The organism is Oerskovia sp. NPDC060338 (genome assembly GCF_042726295.1).
In the GTDB taxonomy this organism is placed as follows: domain Bacteria; phylum Actinomycetota; class Actinomycetes; order Actinomycetales; family Cellulomonadaceae; genus Oerskovia; species Oerskovia merdavium.
The window spans coordinates 114500-133430 of the sequence record NZ_JBHXCQ010000002.1 but is presented as its reverse complement, the minus strand read 5'-3'; the positions used below and the strand labels follow the sequence as shown (position 1 = coordinate 133430).

Annotated in this window: 13 protein-coding genes; 3 read left to right on the top strand and 10 right to left on the bottom strand. The window is 70.7% G+C overall.

The annotated features are described in order from the left end of the window. Positions 1 to 122 precede the first annotated feature (122 nt). The gene (locus ACFWGN_RS02670; protein ID WP_377615783.1) at positions 123 to 1250 is read left to right on the top strand and encodes a ParA family protein; all 1128 of its coding nucleotides are present in this window, start codon (positions 123 to 125) and stop codon (positions 1248 to 1250) included. Then, positions 1247 to 2470 (top strand): ParB/RepB/Spo0J family partition protein, encoded by a 1224-nt coding sequence (locus tag ACFWGN_RS02665; protein ID WP_377615566.1) that lies wholly within the window; start codon positions 1247 to 1249, stop codon positions 2468 to 2470. Before ACFWGN_RS02670 ends, ACFWGN_RS02665 begins: the two co-directional genes overlap by 4 nt. A gap of 101 nt (positions 2471 to 2571) precedes the next feature. On the opposite strand, the gene ACFWGN_RS02660 is transcribed toward ACFWGN_RS02665, so the two are convergent. From ACFWGN_RS02660 to ACFWGN_RS02625, 8 genes are all read right to left on the bottom strand, one after another. Next, positions 2572 to 3684: a D-alanine--D-alanine ligase gene (locus tag ACFWGN_RS02660; protein ID WP_377615565.1), complete on the bottom strand. Its 1113-nt coding sequence runs from the start codon at positions 3682 to 3684 to the stop codon at positions 2572 to 2574. Beyond that, positions 3681 to 5012, bottom strand: coding sequence for a PLP-dependent aminotransferase family protein (locus ACFWGN_RS02655; protein ID WP_377615564.1), 1332 nt, complete (start codon positions 5010 to 5012; stop codon positions 3681 to 3683). Before ACFWGN_RS02655 ends, ACFWGN_RS02660 begins: the two co-directional genes overlap by 4 nt. A gap of 208 nt (positions 5013 to 5220) precedes the next feature. Next, positions 5221 to 5547, bottom strand: a complete 327-nt coding sequence (trxA, locus tag ACFWGN_RS02650) for a thioredoxin (RefSeq protein ID WP_191801745.1) — start codon at positions 5545 to 5547, stop codon at positions 5221 to 5223. Next, positions 5544 to 6590, bottom strand: a complete 1047-nt coding sequence (gene trxB / locus ACFWGN_RS02645; protein WP_191801743.1) for a thioredoxin-disulfide reductase — start codon at positions 6588 to 6590, stop codon at positions 5544 to 5546. The genes trxA and trxB overlap by 4 nt, the downstream gene beginning before the upstream one ends. Before the next feature lie 145 nt (positions 6591 to 6735). Beyond that, positions 6736 to 8646, bottom strand: a complete 1911-nt coding sequence (locus tag ACFWGN_RS02640; protein ID WP_377615563.1) for a protein kinase family protein — start codon at positions 8644 to 8646, stop codon at positions 6736 to 6738. A 59-nt stretch (positions 8647 to 8705) separates the two neighbouring features. Next, positions 8706 to 10562, bottom strand: a complete 1857-nt coding sequence (gene murJ / locus ACFWGN_RS02635) for a murein biosynthesis integral membrane protein MurJ (protein ID WP_377615562.1) — start codon at positions 10560 to 10562, stop codon at positions 8706 to 8708. Then, positions 10559 to 12709 carry a DUF6049 family protein gene (locus tag ACFWGN_RS02630; protein WP_191801739.1) on the bottom strand — a complete coding sequence of 717 codons (2151 nt, stop codon included), beginning with the start codon at positions 12707 to 12709 and terminating at the stop codon, positions 10559 to 10561. Before ACFWGN_RS02630 ends, murJ begins: the two co-directional genes overlap by 4 nt. 137 nt (positions 12710 to 12846) lie before the next feature. Then, on the bottom strand, positions 12847 to 13506 hold the full coding sequence (locus ACFWGN_RS02625; RefSeq protein WP_191801738.1) for an NUDIX hydrolase: 660 nt from the start codon (positions 13504 to 13506) through the stop codon (positions 12847 to 12849). A gap of 54 nt (positions 13507 to 13560) precedes the next feature. On the opposite strand from ACFWGN_RS02625, the gene ACFWGN_RS02620 reads away from it, so the two are divergent. Continuing rightward, entirely contained in the window at positions 13561 to 15108 is a 1548-nt protein-coding gene (locus ACFWGN_RS02620; RefSeq protein WP_377615561.1) for a CCA tRNA nucleotidyltransferase, read from the top strand. A gap of 159 nt (positions 15109 to 15267) precedes the next feature. On the opposite strand, the gene ACFWGN_RS02615 is transcribed toward ACFWGN_RS02620, so the two are convergent. Beyond that, the gene (locus ACFWGN_RS02615) at positions 15268 to 16803 is read right to left on the bottom strand and encodes an MDR family MFS transporter (protein ID WP_191801737.1); all 1536 of its coding nucleotides are present in this window, start codon (positions 16801 to 16803) and stop codon (positions 15268 to 15270) included. A 276-nt stretch (positions 16804 to 17079) separates the two neighbouring features. After that, positions 17080 to 18402, bottom strand: coding sequence for an MFS transporter (locus ACFWGN_RS02610; RefSeq protein WP_377615560.1), 1323 nt, complete (start codon positions 18400 to 18402; stop codon positions 17080 to 17082). Positions 18403 to 18931 lie beyond the last annotated feature (529 nt).

The following is an 18931-nucleotide window of genomic DNA, read 5'->3' as shown; positions in this document are numbered from 1 at the left end:
TGCCGAGTTCCGGTGCGACACGCGCTTGAGACTCCGATCATTGTCGAGTCTTGAGCGCATGCTGTGTGGTGGGTCAATTGAGGGAGATGGGCGTGACTGAGAGTTCCGATCGGTACCAGAGCATGCCGTTCGATCATCGAGAGGCAGTTCCGTTCGCCGATGTTTCACGTGAAACATCGTCGGCCGGCACGGGGGGCCAGGGCGCTGCGGCGATGGCGAACGAAGACGACCGTCGTGCTGCCCTCATGGCGAGCCTGCCCGAGATGGACGACGATACGCCCCTCGCTGCCCAGCTCACCATCGACGCCCGTCGGCGGATCGACCTTCACGGACGACAGTTCCCCCGTCCCGCGGCGACCCGCATCATCACGATCGCCAATCAGAAGGGCGGCGTCGGGAAGACGACGACGACGGTCAACCTCGCGGCGGGACTCGCTCAGGCTGGGCTCAACGTCCTCGTCATCGACAACGACCCGCAGGGGAATGCGTCGACCGCCCTCGGTGTGGAGCACCGCGCTGGAACTCCCTCCGTCTACGAGGTATTGGTGGACGGGGCCCCGCTCGCCTCGGCGGTTCAGCAATGCCCCGACATTCCGAGCCTCTGGTGCGTTCCTGCGACGATCGACCTGTCGGGTGCGGAGATCGAGCTCGTCTCCTTGGTTTCCCGTGAAACGCGACTCCGCCGTGCGGTCGACGTCTTCTTGGAGGAGCGCATCGCGCAAGGTCTTGAGCGCATCGACTATGTCCTCGTCGATTGCCCGCCCAGCCTCGGTCTGCTGACCGTCAACGCGTTCGTGGTCGGCCGTGAGGTCCTCATTCCGATCCAGTGCGAGTACTACGCCCTCGAGGGTCTCAGTCAGCTCCTCAAGACGATCGAACTCATCAAGGCGCACCTGAACCCCCAGCTGCATGTCTCGAGCATTCTCTTGACCATGTACGACGGTCGCACCAACCTCGCGCAGCAGGTTGCCTCCGAGGTCCGCGAGCATTTCCCCGAGCAGACCCTGAAGACGACGGTGCCCCGCTCGGTACGCATCTCCGAGGCGCCCAGCCATGGGCAGACGGTCATCACGTACGATCCGAGCTCGACCGGTGCGCTCGCCTATCTCGAAGCCGCTCGGGAGGTTGCTGACCGTGGACGCCCCGCACCGGTTCAACCCCTTGACGGCGCATCTCGCGACGTCTCCCGGCAGAACTACCTCGCAGAACGATGGGCAGTGCTGCCTAGCTACCAGGAGGATGCACGATGAGTGAGAAGCGCCGTGGGCTCGGTCGTGGTCTTGGAGCCTTGATTCCGACGAGCCCAGAGCGTGAGCGCCCCGTCGATGTGTTCTTCCCGTCCGCGCCGCAGGCTGCTGCGTCGGTCGAGCAGAACACCAACCCTGAGGGCGGGGGAGTGGGGGCATCGAGCCTCAGCACCTCGGCCGTCCTCACCGTCGAACGAGAGTCCTCTGATTCGCCGGTCGGCTTGGTCGGCCTCGCCGATTCCGCCACCGAGCTTGAGTCGACGTCTCGTCCGCTGATCCCCACGGAGCCTCCGATCGAGAAGGGGCGCGCGCGCCCAGGCGATGTTTCACGTGAAACATCGGCGGCGCTTGGTCAGTCGGACGGCGCGCCGACGTCGAACGACGATCTGGTCCCGGTTCCCGGGGCGACGTTCGCTGAGCTCCCCGTGGGGCTGATTCGAGCAAACTCCCGCCAGCCGCGCACGGTCTTCGACGAGGGCGAGCTCGACGAGCTGGTCGGGTCGATCAAGGAGATCGGTGTTCTCCAGCCCATCGTCGTCCGACGAGACCCGGAGAACGAGGGCGCCTACGAGCTCATCATGGGTGAGCGCCGTTGGCGGGCGACGCAGGCAGCGGGCTTGGATGTCATCCCGGCGATCATCCGCGAGACCGAGGACGCGGATCTACTCCGCGATGCTCTCCTCGAGAACCTTCATCGCAGCGCACTGAACCCGCTCGAGGAGGCTGCCGCCTACCGACAGCTTCTCGACGATTTCGGGTGCACGCACGAGGAGCTCGGTACCCGGATCTCGCGCAGCCGTTCGCAGATCTCGAACATGTTGCGCTTGCTGCGGCTGCCTCCGCTCGTACAACGTCGGGTGGCGGCGGGGGTGCTCTCGGCCGGACACGCGCGCGCTCTGCTGGGCCTGACCGACGGTGCGGAGATCGAACGACTCGCCCAGAGGATCGTCTCGGAGGGTCTCTCGGTGCGGGCCACGGAGGAGATCGTCGCCCTCGGGGGGCTCGATGCGAAGAAGCCGGTGGAACGCGCACCACGCCCCGGGCAGCGCATCGCGGCGATCGACGACCTCGCGGTCCGCCTGTCCGACCGGTTCGAGACTCGCGTCAAGGTGGATCTCGGCAAGAACAAGGGCCGCCTGACAGTCGAGTTCGCCTCGGTCGAGGATCTCAACAGGATCCTTGATCTCATGGCCCCGGAGGACCCGGGCCTGCTGCGTCAGTAGGGCGGTCCGCGCACCTGGAGGCGGCCCCATGTTTCACGTGAAACACGAAGCCCCGGTGAGTAGATGCTCACCGGGGCTTCGTGTCGTCCTGTCGGGGACGCTCAGGCTGTCGCTGCCCGCGCGGGCGAGCCGGCGCTCTGCGAGACGATCTGACGGTAGAGGTCGCCGAGGTCGAGGCCCGCAGCCTGCGCAGCCTGAGGGAAGAGCGACGTCTCCGTCATGCCCGGGGCGACATTCACCTCGAGGAAGTGTGGGACGCCCTCGGAGTCGACGATCAGGTCTGACCGGGAGAGGCCGCGAAGCCCCAGAGCCACGTGAGCGTCGACGGCGGTCTGAGCGACACGTGCCGCGACTGCCGAGGTGAGACGCGCGGGCGTGAAATAGCTGGTCCGGCCGGGGTTGTACCGGGCGTCGTAGTCGTACGGCCCATCGGTCTCGATCTCGACTGCCGGGAGAGCGCGCGGCCCGTCGGTACCGTCCACCACGCTGACGGCCACCTCGACGCCCTGGACGGCCTTCTCGATGAGCGCGAGGTCGCCGTAGGAGAAGCAGTCGACCATCGCCCGGGGAAGATCCTCAGCACGCGTCACGAGCGTCACGCCCAGAGCCGAGCCTCCCTGGTTGGGCTTGACCACGAGCGGCAGTCCCAGCCGGCCGACGACCGCGTCGAGCACCGGCTGTGCGCCGAGCTCCCGGAACAGGCTCTGGGGGAGGGTCACGTAGTCGGGAGTGTCGATCCCGGCGGCCAGCACGACGTTCTTGGCGATCGCCTTGTTCCATGCGCCGCGGGACGCCCTGGGGCCGGTTCCGACGTAGTCCAGGCCGAGGAGCTCGATCACGTCGCGCACAGATCCGTCCTCGCCGCTCGCGCCGTGCAGGAGCGGCCACACGACCTCGGGGCGCTCGGCCGCCAGCGTCGAGAGCAGCGAGGCGTCGACGTCGAGCACCGTCACGTCGAGCCCGGCCCCTCGGAGTGACTCCGCGACGCGTCGGCCGGAGCGGAGCGACACGTCACGCTCGTGCGAGAGTCCTCCGGCGAGGATGACGACGCGCTGTACCTCGGGAAGGGATGAGTCGGCAACGCTCCCGGCCGTCGTGGCGGCGTCGGGCTCGACGACGTCCTCCGCAAGGATGGCGTTCTCCGCAGCAGTGCCCACGGTCTTGGTCCTCTCGACGTTCTGCAGGGTGCTCGTGTGTGCGAGGGTGGTGCTCACGCGAGGTTGGGGCCGGGGTTCTCGACATCGGTCAGGTCCGAGTCCGGAGCGCCTGACGTACCGAAGATCTCGACGAGGTCCCTCTCCGCGGACACGACGCCGGCAAACCGGCGGACTCCCTCACGGATGCGCTCGGGCGTCGGGAAGCAGTAGGACAACCGCACGTGGTCCGCCCCGGACCCGTCTGCGTAGAACGCTGTCCCGGGGACGTAGGCGACGCGCGCCGTGACAGCACGGGGCAGCATGGATCGTGCGTCGAGGCCGTCGGGAAGCTTGACCCACGTGTAGAAGCCGCCGTCGGGAACGGTCCACGACGCCGAAGGCAGGTGCTCCGAGAGGGCACCGATCATGGCGTCGCGCCGCTCGCGGTACAGCTCCCGGAACTGCTTGATCTGTCCCTGCCAGTCGCACGTCTCGAGGTACATAGCGATCGCGAGCTGCGAGGCGTTCGACGGGCAGAGGATGGCCGACTCACTCGCCAGGACGAGCTTCTCGCGGACCGCGTGCGGGGCCACGACCCAGCCGACCCGATAGCCGGGGGCGAAGGTCTTCGAGAAGGACCCGAGGTAGAGCACGCCGTCGTCGTCGAGCGAGCGTAGAGCCGGCAGGGGATCGCCGTCGAACCCCAACAACCCGTACGGGTTGTCCTCGATGACGAGCACGCCGAAACGCTGCGCGATCTCGAGGATCCGGGGCCGGCGCTCGAGCGACATGGTGACGCCCGCCGGGTTGTGGAAGTTGGGGACCGTGTAGAGCAGCTTGACGCGACGTCCCTCGGCAGTGAGCCGCGTCAAGGTCTCCTCGAGCGCCTCGGGGACCAGCCCGTGCTCGTCGAGCGGGACATGGACGATGTCCGCCTGGTAGGACCGGAAGACGCCGAGCGCGCCGACATAGCTGGGGGCCTCGGCCACGACGACATCGCCCGGGTCGATGAAGATGCGCGTCACCAGGTCGAGGGCCTGCTGGGAGCCCGTGGTCACGACCACGTCGTCGGGTTGGCAGTCGATGCCCTCGAGGCGCACGATGTCGATGATGCGCTCACGGAGCTCTTCTGCGCCCTGACCCGAGCCGTACTGGAGAGCGGTGGTGCCGCGGGTCGCGACGAGTCGCTGCATGGCGTCCGCGATGGTGTCGAGGGGAAGGCCTTCGAGGTAGGGCATCCCGCCGGCGAGCGAGACGACCTCGGGGCGATTTGCGACCGCGAACAGGGCGCGAATCTCCGACGCTCGCATGCCGTGGGCGCGCTCGGCGTAGGCGCCGAACCACGGGTCGAGGCGGGTGCCCCCGGAGGGAGCGGGCTGAGCGGGGTGCGTCGGTGTCGTGCTCACGATCCCCAGTCTCGCACGACGAATCGGGGGGAACCGTGAAGGGTCGCTCCCCGGACACCGTCGCCCGGTCGAAGGACGCGACGCCCAGGACCCGTCACGTCCTGGAGCAGCAGCCGTGCTGGGTCTGCGGACGACGAAGGGGTGGGCCGGTCGCGAGGACCGGTCCACCCCTTCGAGGTGCGCTCCGCGGAAGGCGGAGCGAGGCGTGTCAGGAGAGCAGCGCGTCGATCTCCTCGGCGAGGATGCGCTTGGGGCGCCCGCCGACGATCGACTTCACGAGCTCTCCGCCCGAGTAGAAGTTGAGCGTCGGGATCGAGACCACGCCGTACGCGGCCGTGATCGCGGGGTTCTCGTCGGAGTCGAGCTTGGCGATCTTGACCTTGCCCGCGTACTCGCCCGCGAGCTCCTCGAGGATCGGGGCGATCTGCAGGCACGGTCCGCACCACGTCGCCCAGAAGTCCACGATGACGGGAACGTCCGACTCGAGGACCTCGGCCTTGAACGTGTCGTCGGTGACCTTGACGGTGTTGCTCATCGGATCTCCTCCAGTGCCTGCGGCAGCTCGTCGGGGTTGGGGACGTCGGGGGTGCCGGCGATCTCGGGGAGACCAGCGGCGTCCTCGAAGGCGTCGGCGATCTCGGTGAGGTAGCGCTGGGCGTCGAGAGCAGCGGAGCAGCCCGAGCCGGCCGCGGTGATGGCCTGGCGGTAGGTGTGGTCGACCGCGTCACCGCACGCGAACACGCCCTCGATGTTGGTCAGCGTCGTGCGGCCCTGGACCTGGATGTAGCCCTCGTCGTCCAGGTCGATCTGGTCCTTGACGAGCTCGGTGCGCGGGTCGTGACCGATCGCGACGAACAGGCCGGTCGCGTCGAGCGAGCGCTCCTGACCCGTGACCGTGTCGCGCAGCGTCAGCGACTCGACCTTGTTCTCTCCGTGGATAGCGACGATCTCGCTGTTCCAGGCGAACTCGATCTTGGGGTCGGCCTTGGCGCGGTCGGCCATGATCTTGGACGCACGCAGCTCGTCGCGGCGGTGGACCATGGTGACCTTGGACGCGAAGCGGGTAAGGAAGGTCGCTTCCTCGACCGCGGAGTCTCCACCGCCGACGACCACGATGTGCTGGTCGCGGAAGAAGAAGCCGTCGCACGTCGCACACCAGGACACACCACGCCCGGACAGGCGCTTCTCGTCGTCCAGGCCCAGCTCACGGTACGCAGAGCCGGTCGCGAGGATCACGGCGCGTGCCGTATAGGTCTCGCCGTTGCCCGTCACCACGGTCTTGACCGGGCCGTCCAGCCGCAGCTCGATCGCGTCGTCCCACTCGACCTGCGCGCCGAACTTCTCGGCCTGCTTCTGCAGGTTCTCCATGAGCTCGGGACCCATGATCCCGTCGGGGAACCCGGGGAAGTTCTCGACCTCGGTCGTGTTCATCAGCGCGCCACCGGCCGTGATCGAACCGGCCAGGACGAGGGGCTCAAGACCCGCGCGCGCGGCATACACGGCGGCCGTGTACCCGGCAGGGCCCGAACCCACGATGATGACGTTCCGCGGCGCGGTCGTGGGGCTGTTCTCCGTCACGTGTACTCCTCAGTGGTGGGTGGTGCACCGGGTCCAACGCCGAGCGGCGCCCTTCTGTTCCGAAGGCACCGGTTCCGCTGGTCTGCAGTCCTCCCCACGCCGACGCGGGGAGCACCGCAGGGCGGTCAGCGCTGGTCGGTGCCGTTCAGTAGACGGTGATCTCGTTGAGCTCGACGCGGTAGGCGCCGTCGGGAGCCTGCGGCAGCTCGGTGATCATCAGGACGAACATCGTCCCCTCGGTGGCGGGATCCAGCGTGAGCTCGACGGTCTCCGAGAACGTGCCCGAGGCGAGGATCTCGCCCCCGTCGGGCTCGGCGGGGGTCACGGCTCGGACCTCGACGTGTCCGCCCGTGTTGTTCGTGCTCAAGACGATCCGCTGGACGGTCTCCGGCTCCCGGAACGAGATGGTGTAACCGGTACGGGACTTGAGCCCGCCGAAGCCCCCGTCCTTGTAGGAGTAGGTGAACCAGAAGGTGGACGGGTCACCGTCGATCGCGAAGGGCATGGCGTCGGGCTTCTCCCCGACGTCGCCGGGATCGGCGACGTCCGGGTCGAGCAGTCCGCCGCTCGCGATCGTGAGGGGATCGGTGTTGACGGGCAGGTCCTCGTCGGTCCCGCCCTCCGACGGGCCGGAGTCCGCCGGCGCCTGGGCGTCGTTGTCGTCGTTGGGCGAGGATGCACCACCGAAACCGCTGAGCCCGAACTTGACGCCCCACACGACCGCGACGATCACGAGGAGCAGCACGATCGGCATGATGATCCAGGTGCTCTTGGACCCGGTCTTCTTGGCGGGGGTGGTGGCGAAGGGGCCCGACGGCGGACCAGCGGCGGCCTGCGCGGCAGAAGGCTGAGAAGCCGCAGCCGGGGGTGGCGGCACGCTGACGGTGGGTTGCGCTGCGGAGACCGGGTGCGGCACGGCGGGGGCGGGCTGCGTCGGGTAGCCACCGGTGGGAGGGGCCGGGACCGCGGCGTAGGCCGCAGGAGCGGGGGAGTCGGCGTAGGTGGGGGCCGGGTAGCTGGCGCCGTCGGGCAGCGTCGATGCGCCGCTCAGAGGCACCCGGTGGATCCGTCCGGTCGTCGGACGATGGAACGGGACCGCCGGCGGCGGGGTGCCTGGCGGGGTCGAGAGCGGGACGTCGAACGCGCTGCGGATCGACTGGCGGTTCACGCCGTTGGTGGGCTGCGGCGCGGGTCGCTGGACGAAGGTCGGGATCGCGGCGACCACGGAGAGGGTGCCCCAGGGCTCGAGGGCCGAGACCACCTGGGCGGGCGTTGCGGGAGCCGTGCTCTCGACGTCGCCGTCGGACGAGGCGTCGGCACCCGACCCGGCAGGACGTGCTGCGGCGTCCGCGAAGACCTGAGCGCAGAGCTCGGACAGGTCGGCAGGGGCCCCGGGGACGACGGCCGAGAGCGGGAGGATGCCCGAGGCGTCCCGCTGGGCCGGGAGGGGGTGGACGGAGTCGGAGCTGATCCAGGGGACGTCGAGGCTGGGCCCGGCCCAGCGCGCGGTCATGGCGTAGTAGAGGAGCGCGACGAGCCCGACGGCGTCGAGGTGCGAGGTGGCCTCGGCGTCGTGCTGGTCCTGCCCGCTGATCCCGGCGTCGAGGCCGAGGCCCGTGACGAGGACCTTGTTGCCGTCGACGCGGACGGCCTCGGGGCGCAGCGCGAGGTGGTGGACGCCTCGGCGTCGTGCGACCTCGAGCGCGGCTGCCGCCTCGCCGACGATCACCCGGGCCTGCTGGGCGTCGACGATCCCGCCGGCGACGACCTCGGACAGGGTGATGCCCGCGAAGGGTTCGGTGATGACGTAGGCGACGCCGTCGTCGGTCCCCACGTCGAGGACGCGCGTCAGGCGGGGGTCGGCGACGAGTGCGGCGCGTCGGGCCGAGTCGATCGCCTCGGTGACGTGCTCCCCGGTGACGAGCGAGACTCGCACGGTGCGGTTGAGCACCGAGTCGTGCGCGGACCAGGCGGTGACGTCGACCAGGTCGCTCGCCAGTCGTTCGGCCAGCAGGTATCGCCCTACCAGCGTCGTGCCGGGTCCTGCTGCGGTCACCTGCCCACCTCGAACTTCCTTGCCGTTGACATCTTCCCCCCACATGGTACGGGCGCCTTCTATCTCGTGGCCGGACGTCGTCGCCCGAGCTTGCGGAGCAGCGGGTCGGCGAGCTGGTCGAGCTCACGGACCCGCATTGCCTTGAGACCGCCGATGTACACGACGGTCATGACGATCCCGACAACTGCCGTGATGACCGCGGCACGGAGCCACGACAGTCCGTACAGGTCGCCGAAGAGCTGAAGTACACCCCATCCGACCGCAGCGCTGGCTCCCGCGGCGAGGATGGTCTTGACGTGCATCCGCACGATCCGGAACGCGTCCAGCCCGTGCAGCTTGCGCCGCAGGCCCGCGGTCCGCAGGAGGACGACGATCATGTTGGACAGCGACATCGCGGCACCGACACCGACGACCCACCACACCGGGTCGAGCGTGCGGGTCGCGAGCCACGCGATGCCCACGAGCGCGACGGTCGCGGGGACCTGGATCATGAACACGGTCTTGCCGTCCTCGTAGGCGAAGTAGACCCACTTCATGAGGACCATGCCCCCGAGCGGCACCAGGCCGAACGCCATGGCGACCAGGATCTGGCTGACGGCGACGGCCCCGCTCGGCGAGACGTTGATGAGCAGGAGCTTGGTGAGGGGCAGCGCGAGGATCGCGAAGACCGCGGTCGCGAAGACCGTGAACACCCCCACGGTCCGCACGCCGCGGGACAGGTCGTGCCGGACGCGAGCGAAGTCGCCGGCCCCCGCGGCGGCGCTCATCCCGGTGAACAGCGCCGTGGCGATCGACACCGTGACGAGCGAGTGGGGCAGCAGGTAGATCATGAGCGCCTGGGTGTAGGCGGCGTTGCCCGCGACGGAGAAGGCCTCGGGAGCGCCGGTCACGACCCCCGTGACCATCCCGAGTGCGGCCGGGTCGGAGGCGTAGTCGCCGAACGTCTGCCGCAGCGCTGCGGCAGGGGCGCTCGAGGCGAACTGTGTCGTGAACAGGACACCGATCTGTTCGAGGATCACCGCGCCGAACGTCCAGATCGCGACCTGCCCCGCAGAGCGCAGCCCGATCCCGTGCAGGCCCAGGCGGAAGTGCCAGCGGAAGCCGGAGCGCCACAGGGGCAGGATCAGGATCAGGGCCTGGGACGCGACCCCGAGGGTCGCCGTCCCGGCGAGGAGCGCGATCTTGGCGCCGTCCCACGTGCCGAGGTCCTCGACCGCGCCCGTCGCGTACGGACCGTAGATCACGATGAACGCGAGGAAGCCGACGATCGACACGACGTTGTTGACCACGGGGGCCCACATGAACGGCCCGAACTGTCCGCGGGCGTTGAGCACCTGCCCGAGCAGCGTGTACAGCCCGTAGAAGAACAGCTGGGGGATGCACCAGAACGCGAAGGCCACGGCGAGCGAGAACTGCGCCGACCCCCACCCGTCGGTGTACAGCGACACGATGATCGTGGACGCCGAGGTCAGAAGCAGGCTGAGCCCCAGGAGCAGGACCCCGGACAGCGTCAGCAGCTTGTCGAGGCGTTCCTGCGGGTTCTTGGAACGGAACGCGCGGATGATCTGGGGGACGAGGACCGCGTTGAGGACACCGCCCGCGAGGATCGCGAAGAGCACGTTGGGGATCTTGTTCGCGACGTCGAACGCGTCAGCGGCGAGGCCCGTGGTCCCGATCGCGGTGATGAGCAGGACGTTGCGGACGAGCCCCAGGATGCGGGAGACCGCGGTACCGGAGGCCATGAGCATCGAGCTGCGGCCGAGTCCGCCCTTGGTGCCGGTCACGGTCGTCGTCCCTGCCTCGGTGTCCTGGGTGCCGTCCGGCGCGGGCGGCGTCGTCTCGTCGGCGGCGCGCGCCGCGCCGTCGGGCACGGGGCGGGGCCCGCGCGGGGTGCCGCTCGGGCGGGCGTGCTTCACTCGTCGCCCCCTGCCGAGGTGCCCGACGGCGGCGCCGAGGCCTGCGTGGTCGGGACACCGGACGCGGGGGTCATCTCCGCGACACGGCGCGGGGAGCGCCCGCGCCGGATCGTCCGCCAGAGCCCGCCGATCATGAGCAGCGCGACCAGTCCCGCGAACACCGCGGTACCGACCGTCTCCCAGTCGGCGCGGACCCTGACCGAGAAGTCGGAGGACGGGGCGACGACGGTCCCGGACGGGACGGCGAGGATCTCGACCTCGACGCGGACGTTGCCGCTGCCGTACGCCCGGACCGGCACCTTGAAGTCCACCTCGGTGCCCGGTGGGATGGGGCCGACCGGGAACGAGACGACCTTGAGTCGCGCGTTGTCGGGCCGGAGCGCGACCTGGACCGTGACCTCCTGGTCGAGCGTGTTCCGCACCCGCACCGGGATGTTGCCGGACGTGTTGATGAGCAGGACGCCCGACCCCCGACGGACCACGGCGACCGAGGAACGGAGGCGGTCCGCGTCGGCGATCGCGGCCTGCACCGCGGTTGTCCGCTCGGTGGGTTCCGTTCGGTACGCCACGGCCGTGGGCACGACGAGCGCGGGCTCTGCCTCCTGCGTGATCGCGGTGGGGTCGGTGGCGATCGTGGAGAAGGTCGAGACCTCGGAGCGGGCCCGTTGGAGCGCCGACATCTCGGAGGCCGGCAGGACGCCCTCGCCCCCGTCCGTCTCGGGGAGGGCGTTGCGCTCGACGTCGGGCACCTGCGCGGTCAGCAGGTCGTCGACGGGGGCAAGCGTGACCCAGGAGGTGGCCTCGAGCGCGTCGAGCACGGCGTCGAACGCGGCCGGGTCCGGGTCGAACCCTCGGGAGAGGGCGATCAGGAGGTTTCGTCGGTCCGCTGGGCGTTCCGAGGCGATCACCGCGGTCTCCGCGAGGAGACGTTGCGTGGCGTCCGCCGTCGAACCTGCCCCCGAGGTCTGGGCCCCGGCCGAGAAGGCCTCGGTGAGCGCGGAGTCCGAGACCAGGGCGGTCGCGGGCCCTGCGTCCGTCTCGACCGTGGCCAGACCCGTCGGTGTGTAGCTCACGGAGTCCACGGGGGTCAGCCCGTCGCCCCGGACCACCACGAGGGGGGAGCCGGCCTGGACGCTCGTGCGCACCGTGGCCCGGCCGGGGACCTCGTCGCCGGGGAGCGTGAGGTCGGTGCGCCAGGCGGGATCCGTCGTCGCGCCCCCCGGAAGGGGGACGGTCGGCGCGGGAAGCGCCGCCCCGACCTGCGCATAGGCAGCAGGGTCCGGGTCGTAGGGGCGGAGCGCGAAGATCGACCGGTCGGTGGACGCCTCGTCGAACGCGGAGACCCATGCTGCGGTCGAGCTCTCGGCCGAGGTCCGCGCGGCGGCGACCAGGGCCGGGTCGACGGCCCAGGCGACCTCGGGGCGACCCGCGGTCGCAGACAGGAGGTGCCCCAGGCGCTGGTCTGCACCCAGAGCGTCGTCCACGGCCGCGACGCTGACGCTCGTCTGCTCCTGGCCCTCGGTGTCCGGAGCGGTGACGAGGTCCAGCGCGGGGCCCGTCACGGGGGCGAGGATGCTCAGCCCGACGGGCGACGGCGCCGCGGAGTCCTCCCACAGGAGGAAGGTGCGGAGCACGTCGAGCCGCGCGGACCCGTCCGTGACGGTGACCGAGAGGGGACGGGGACCCCACGTCGATCCCGGTTCGAGGTTGAAGTCGTCGGTGTCCAGGTCGAACGTGACCGTCGCGTCCTGGCCAGGGGCGATCGGTTCGAGGTTCTCGGTCGCCATGGCCTCGGCGGACCGCTTCGAGGTGGGCTCGTCGGCCCAGGCGGCCAGCGCGGACCGGGTGCCCAGGAGGCGCCAGTTCACGCCGAGCGTGGCCCGGGGGTCGGTGAGCGTCTCGTCGGTACCGTTGTGGATCCGCGCGACGACCGTGACGGTGCCGCCGGGGCCGACCGTGGTGGGCGTCATCGAGACGAGCGTGGTCGAGACGGTTCCCGGTTCGTCGACGACCGCGGGAGCGGCGCCGCCCGTCCCGACGACGGTGGAGGCCGCAGCCTCACGTGCGCCTCCGGGGGAGGACGGCACGACGACGAGCGCGAGCGCCAGCGCTGCGGTCAGGAGGCCACCGACGAGGTTCCGGGTCACGGCCCGGGGACCAGGAGCCCTGGCGCCGGTGCGAGGGTCGGCAGAGGACGGCCGAGTCCGCGGGGCGGCCGAGGGCGCGGTGGAGTCTGCGGGGCGGCGGCTCGATGCACGGGCTGAGCCGACGGGGAAGTGGAAGGTCATGAGTGGTCGGTCGGGTTCCGGGGGTCGTCGGGTGCCGGCCGGCTGGTACGGACGACGGTGCGAGTCACGGTACCCCGGAAGCGGGCCGTCGTGCGCCGACCTCGGAGGACATCGTGCGCGACGGCCGCGAGGCGCCGCTCGTTCGGGTACGACAACCGCTCGGGGAGGTCCTCGAACGGGATCCAGGCGACGTCCTCGGCCTCGCCGTCGGGATCGCCCTCGACCGTGAGGTGCCCGCCCGTGGCCTTGAGCAGGAAGTGGTGGACGACCTTGTGGACGCGCCGGTCCTCGCCCGTGAACCAGTAGTCGATGATCCCGAGCGGCACCTGGATCGCGCCCGTGATCCCCGTCTCCTCGGCGATCTCCCGGACGGCGGCCTCCTCGGGGGTCTCGTCGCCCTCGAGGTGCCCCTTGGGCAGGCACCACTCGAGCCGTCCGCCGCGGTTGCGGCGGGCGATGACCGCGGCGCGGAACAGGCCGTCGAACGTGTCGACGACGAGTCCACCTGCGGAGATCTCCTCGACGACGGGGAGCGGGGCCGCCGGGGCGGGCGCCGGGGTCGTGGCGCGCGCGGCTTCCGGATCGATCCGCAACGCATGCCCACCGGGCGGTGCTGGGACACCGCGGTGGTCCGGAGAGTGCGCTGGTGTGGACATGACCCAACTTTACCGAGTGTGGAGTCAGCGCCTGATCTGGCACGCTTGGATGTCGTGCCGACTCCTTCCCAGAACTCCCCCGTCCCCGAGCCTTCCGCGCAGCCCGCGGAGGGTTCTCGTGGGGTGCCGACCACGCCCGAACAGCTCGAGCTCCTCCGGCGCGCCCTGGCGGTGCTGACCGAGATGGCGCCCGCGGCGGTCGAGCTCGGGGAGCTGTTCCACGCCGCCGGCCACGAGCTGGCCCTCGTCGGCGGCCCGGTCCGCGACGCGTTCCTCGGACGAGCCAGCAACGACCTCGACTTCGCGACCTCGGCGGACCCCGACCAGACCCAGGCGCTCCTCGCGGCGTGGGGCGACGCGCACTGGGACATCGGCAAGGAGTTCGGCACGATCGGCGCCAAGCGGTTCGGTCCCAAGGGGAGCCCGCGGGGAGCCGGCGACCTGGTGGTCGAGGTGACGACCTACCGCACCGACGAGTACGACCCTGCGTCGCGCAAGCCGCTCGTCGCGTTCGGGGACACGCTCGTCGGCGACCTGTCGCGGCGTGACTTCACGGTCAACGCGATGGCGGTCCGCGTCCCGGAGATGCTGTTCGTCGACCCCCACGACGGGCTCGCGGACCTGGCGCTGGGCGTCCTGCGCACCCCGATCGCCCCTGAGCGCTCGTTCGACGACGACCCGCTGCGCATGATGCGGGCTGCACGCTTCGCCGCACAGCTGGGGTTCGAGGTCGAGCCCGCGACCCGCGCGGCGATCGTCGACATGGCCTCGCGCATCGAGATCGTCTCCGCGGAGCGCGTGCGCGACGAGCTGACCAAGCTGCTGCTGTCGGACGCGCCGCGCAAGGGCCTCGAGGTGCTCGTCGAGACCGGGCTCGCGGACCACGTCCTGCCCGAGCTCCCGGCGCTGCGCCTCGAGATCGACGAGCACCACCGGCACAAGGACGTCTACCAGCACTCGTTGACCGTCCTGGAGCAGGCGATCGCGCAGGAGACGGGGCCCGACGGCGTGGTGCCGGCCCCGGACCTCGTCCTGCGTCTCGCGTCGCTCCTGCACGACATCGGCAAGCCCGCCACGCGGCGCTTCGAGTCCGGGGGCGGGGTCAGCTTCCACCACCACGAGGTCGTCGGGGCCAAGCTGACCGCCAAGCGGCTCAAGGCGCTGCGCTTCGACAAGGACACGGTCAAGGACGTCTCGCGGCTCGTCGAGCTGCACCTGCGCTTCCACGGGTACGGCGAGGGCGAGTGGACCGACTCCGCGGTGCGCCGCTACGTCACGGACGCCGGACCGTTGCTCGAGCGGCTCCACCGCCTGACCCGGGCCGACTCGACCACGCGCAACAAGCGCAAGGCGCAGCGCCTCTCCGACGCGTACACCGACCTCGAGCAGCGCATCGAACGGCTGCGGGGCGAGGAGGAGCTGGCGTCGATCCGACCCGACCTCGACGGGCAGCAGATCATGGCGACCCTGGGGATCGCGCCCGGGCCCGAGGTGGGCCAGGCCTACAAGTTCCTGCTCGAGCTGCGGCTGGACCGCGGACCCCTCGACGAGGAGACCGCCCGCCAGGAGCTGCTCGCCTGGTGGGCCGCACGCGAGCAGTGACCGTGAGCCCGGCCGCCGGCTGACGCTTGTCGAGGTGCGGGTCTGCGCCCGCCCGGTGGAGCGGTCGACCCGGCCCACGACGACGGGGGTGGGTACACGAAGGGCGGGCACCATCGGTGCCCGCCCTTCGTGCGTCGTCCTGCCTCCGACCCGGCCGCGTCAGCGCCGCTCGGGCGCCTCCCCGACGCCCTCGAGGACGGGAGCGTCGAGCGTGGCGGGCACGACGGCGTCGGGCAGGACGGGGGACGTCTCGACCGCAGCCGGCCTGCGCAGCAGGAACGTCAGCGCGACCGCGACCAGCGTGACCGCCGCGCCCCAGACGAACGCTGAGCTCACGCCCTCCGCGAGGGCGACCTGCGGGCTCGCGCCCTCAGCCGCCAGCGTGACCGAGCGCGACGTCATGACCGCGACGAACAGCGCCGTACCGGCGGCCCCCGCGAGCTGCTGGACCGTGCCGATCATCGCGCTGCCGTGCGAGTACAGCGACGGCTGGAGTGCCGAGAGGGCCCCCGTGAACAGCGGCGTGAACACGAACGCCAGGCCCAGGCTGAGCACGACGTGCGCGCCCAGGACGAACCAGGGCGACGTGCTCGCGCCCACGGTCGCCAGCGCGGCGAGCGACACCGTGACCGCGACCAGGCCGGGCAGGACCAGGGGACGCGGGCCGACGCGGTCGTACAGGCGCCCGACCGTCGGGCCCAGCAGACCCATGAGCAGACCGCCCGGCAGCACGAGCAGCCCCGTGTACAAGGGGTCCAAGCCCAGCGAGTTCTGCAGGTACAGCGGCAGCAGGATGATCGAGCCGAACAGCGCGATCATGCTGACCGCCATGATCCCCAGCGACACCGTGAAGCCGCGCGAGGAGAAGACGCGCAGGTCGAGGAGTGCCGCGTCGCGGCGCTGGAGGACGAGCTGACGCGCGACGAACAGGACCAGGAACACGGGCCCGACGACGAGCGGGATCCACACGGGCACGACCGGCGTGGCGCGGGCGGCCTCGCCCAGGTTGGACAGGCCGTAGACCAGGCCGCCGAACGCGAGGGCCGCGAGGACGAGCGAGAGCGGGTCGAGTCGCGTGTGCGTACGGTCGGCCGAGTCCTTTACGTACTTCGCGCCGACGACGAGCGCCACGAGGGCGACCGGCAGGACGAGGCCGAAGATCCAGCGCCAGCTCAGGGTGTCGAGGATCAGACCGGACAGCGTGGGGCCCAGGGCGGGAGCGGCGGCCATGACGATCGCGACGTTGCCCATGATCCGGCCACGGGCCGTCGGAGGGACGAGCGTCATGATGGTCGTCATGAGCAGCGGCATCATGATCGCCGTGCCCGAGGCCTGTACCACGCGCGCACCGAGCAGCCACCCGAAGCCGGGCGCGAACGCCGCGAGGGCCGTCCCGGCGCTGAACAGCGACATGGCGAGCAGGAACGCGCCGCGGGTCCCGAGACGCTGCAGCAGGAAGCCCGTCGCGGGGATGACGATCGCCATGGTGAGCATGAAGGCCGTCGTGAGCCACTGGCCCGTGGTCGCGGAGATGTGCATCTCGGCCATGAGGTGCGGCAGGGCGACGCCCATGGTCGTCTCGTTGAGGATGACGACCGACGCCGAGACGAGCAGCAGCGCGATCACGAGGAAGTTCTCGCGCGAGAGCTTGTCGGAGGTGGGTAAGGACGGGGCGGTGCTCTGAGGTACCTGCATGGCTCTCCTGTGGGGTCGGCGTGCGCCCGCGCGGCCCGGGGGAGCACAGCGAGGGAGGTGGGGAGCGTCGGGTCGAGAAGTCGTACGCCCTACGAGAAACGACGCTCGACCATCCTCAGTTATTCCCCGCGACCCTGACGACTCCTTTTCCGGGCAGGACTCATCGGTCGCGCCGCGACGACGCCGCGGGCCGCGCCGCACGGCCCGGAACAGGCCGGATCCGCTGCTGGGCGGTCACGTGGACGGGCCCCAGGGTGAGCGACCTCACCCCACGCGCTACTCGCCGACGGTCGCCCGTGGGAGGTGAGCGGCGCCGTCGGGCTCCGCCGGGTGACGAGCCCCGAACCGGCCGAAGACCACCGCGGCCGCCGCGTACGCGAGCGCGAGCACCACGAAGACCGGACGCGAGTAGCCCGTGTCCGGGAGCGTGAACGCGGCCAGGGCCGCCGCCCCCACGAACGCCGCGTTGTACAGGACGTCGTAGAACGCGAAGGCCCGGCCGCGGAAGGCGTCCGCGGTGTCACGCTGGACGATCGTGTCCACCGCGATCTTGGTCGCCTGCGCAGCGAGCCCCAGCAGCAGCGCCCCCGCGTACACGACCGTGCGCGACGGCGTCGTGACGAGCAGGAGCTGGCTCGCGGAGGCCAGGCCCAGCATGAGCGCGATCCACAGGTGCGGCCCCGTGTAGCGCGACAGGGTCGGGGTCAGCACGACGGCGAGAGCGCCACCGACCCCCGTGAGCCCCACGACAGTCGCGAACGTCGCCAGACCCGCGTTCGCGTTGCCCGGATCCGACAGCAGGTTGCGCGAGATGAGGATCGACGCGATGAACGTGACCCCGTAGAGGAAGCGGTGCGTCGCCATGACCATGAGGGCCTGACCGGGCGTTCGCCGTGCCGCGAGATAGCGTGCGCCGTCCGCGAGGCCCCGGGCCACCTTGGCGATCTCGGTCGTGATCGCGGCCTCCGCGGGCTCGTCCGGCCCCAGCAGCCCGCGCGACATGCGCAGCGCGAGCGCCGACGCCGCCCCGAACACGAGCGCCGCGCACATCAGCGCGACCGAGTCCTTGACCCGGCCCGGCTCGAACAACAGGCTCAGCAGGAACCCGATGCTGCCGCCCACGAAGGCCGCCGCGGCACCGAGCGTCGGCGTCAGCGAGTTCGCCGTGAGGAGCAGCGGACCGTCGACCACGCGCGGCAGACCCGCCGACAGGCCCGCGAGCAGGAACCGGTTGACCGAGAGCGTCGCGAGCGCCAGGACGTAGATCCACGGCGTCACGCCCGTGGTCAGCATCAGGACGGCGGTCGCGGCCGTCAGGACCACGCGCACCGCGTTGCCCCACACCAGGACCTGGCGCCGGCTCCACCGGTCCAGGAAGACCCCCGCGAACGGTCCCACGATCGTGAACGGGGCCAGCATCACCGCGAACGCCGCAGCGATCGAGGCCGCCGTGCCCTGGGACTCCGGGGAGAAGAAGAGGAGCGACGCCAGCCCGACCTGGAACATCCCGTCCCCCGCCTGGCTCACCAGACGGACGGCGAAGAGCTTCCTGAAGTCACGCAGCCGAAGCAGGACGCCGAGTTCCGAGATCACACCCACCGGTTCAGGGTATGCGGTGGTGAGAGCGATCCCCGCCCCGGGACGGGCCGACGGCGGTCCTCCCCCTGTGGCTCGGGGGTTGTCAGCAGCAGGGCGGGGTACAGCCCGGGCTGGTTCTGACAGCTCAGCCAGCGGGTTGCCGGGGCCGAACGGGGTTGTGCGCTCCGCCGTCGGGCATGCGAAGAGGGTCCGGAACCCTCAGGTTCCGGACCCTCTTCGCTCGGTCGTCAGCAGCAGGGCGGGGTATCGCCCGGCCTGGTTCTGACAACTCGGCGGGTGCTACGGATCAGCGCAGGTACTTACGGTCGCGCTGGTCCTGCGCTCGCGGGCTCGCTACGGATCAGCGCAGGTACTTACGGTCGCGCTGGTCCTGCGCTCGCGGGCTCGCTACGGATCAGCGCAGGTTCTCATGGTCGCGCTGGTCCTGTGCTCGCGGGCTCGCTACGGATCAGCGCAGGTTCTCATGGTCGCGCTGGTCCTGCGCTCCGCGACGGTCGAGGGCCCGGCGAAGAGCGTGCCGGGCCCTCAA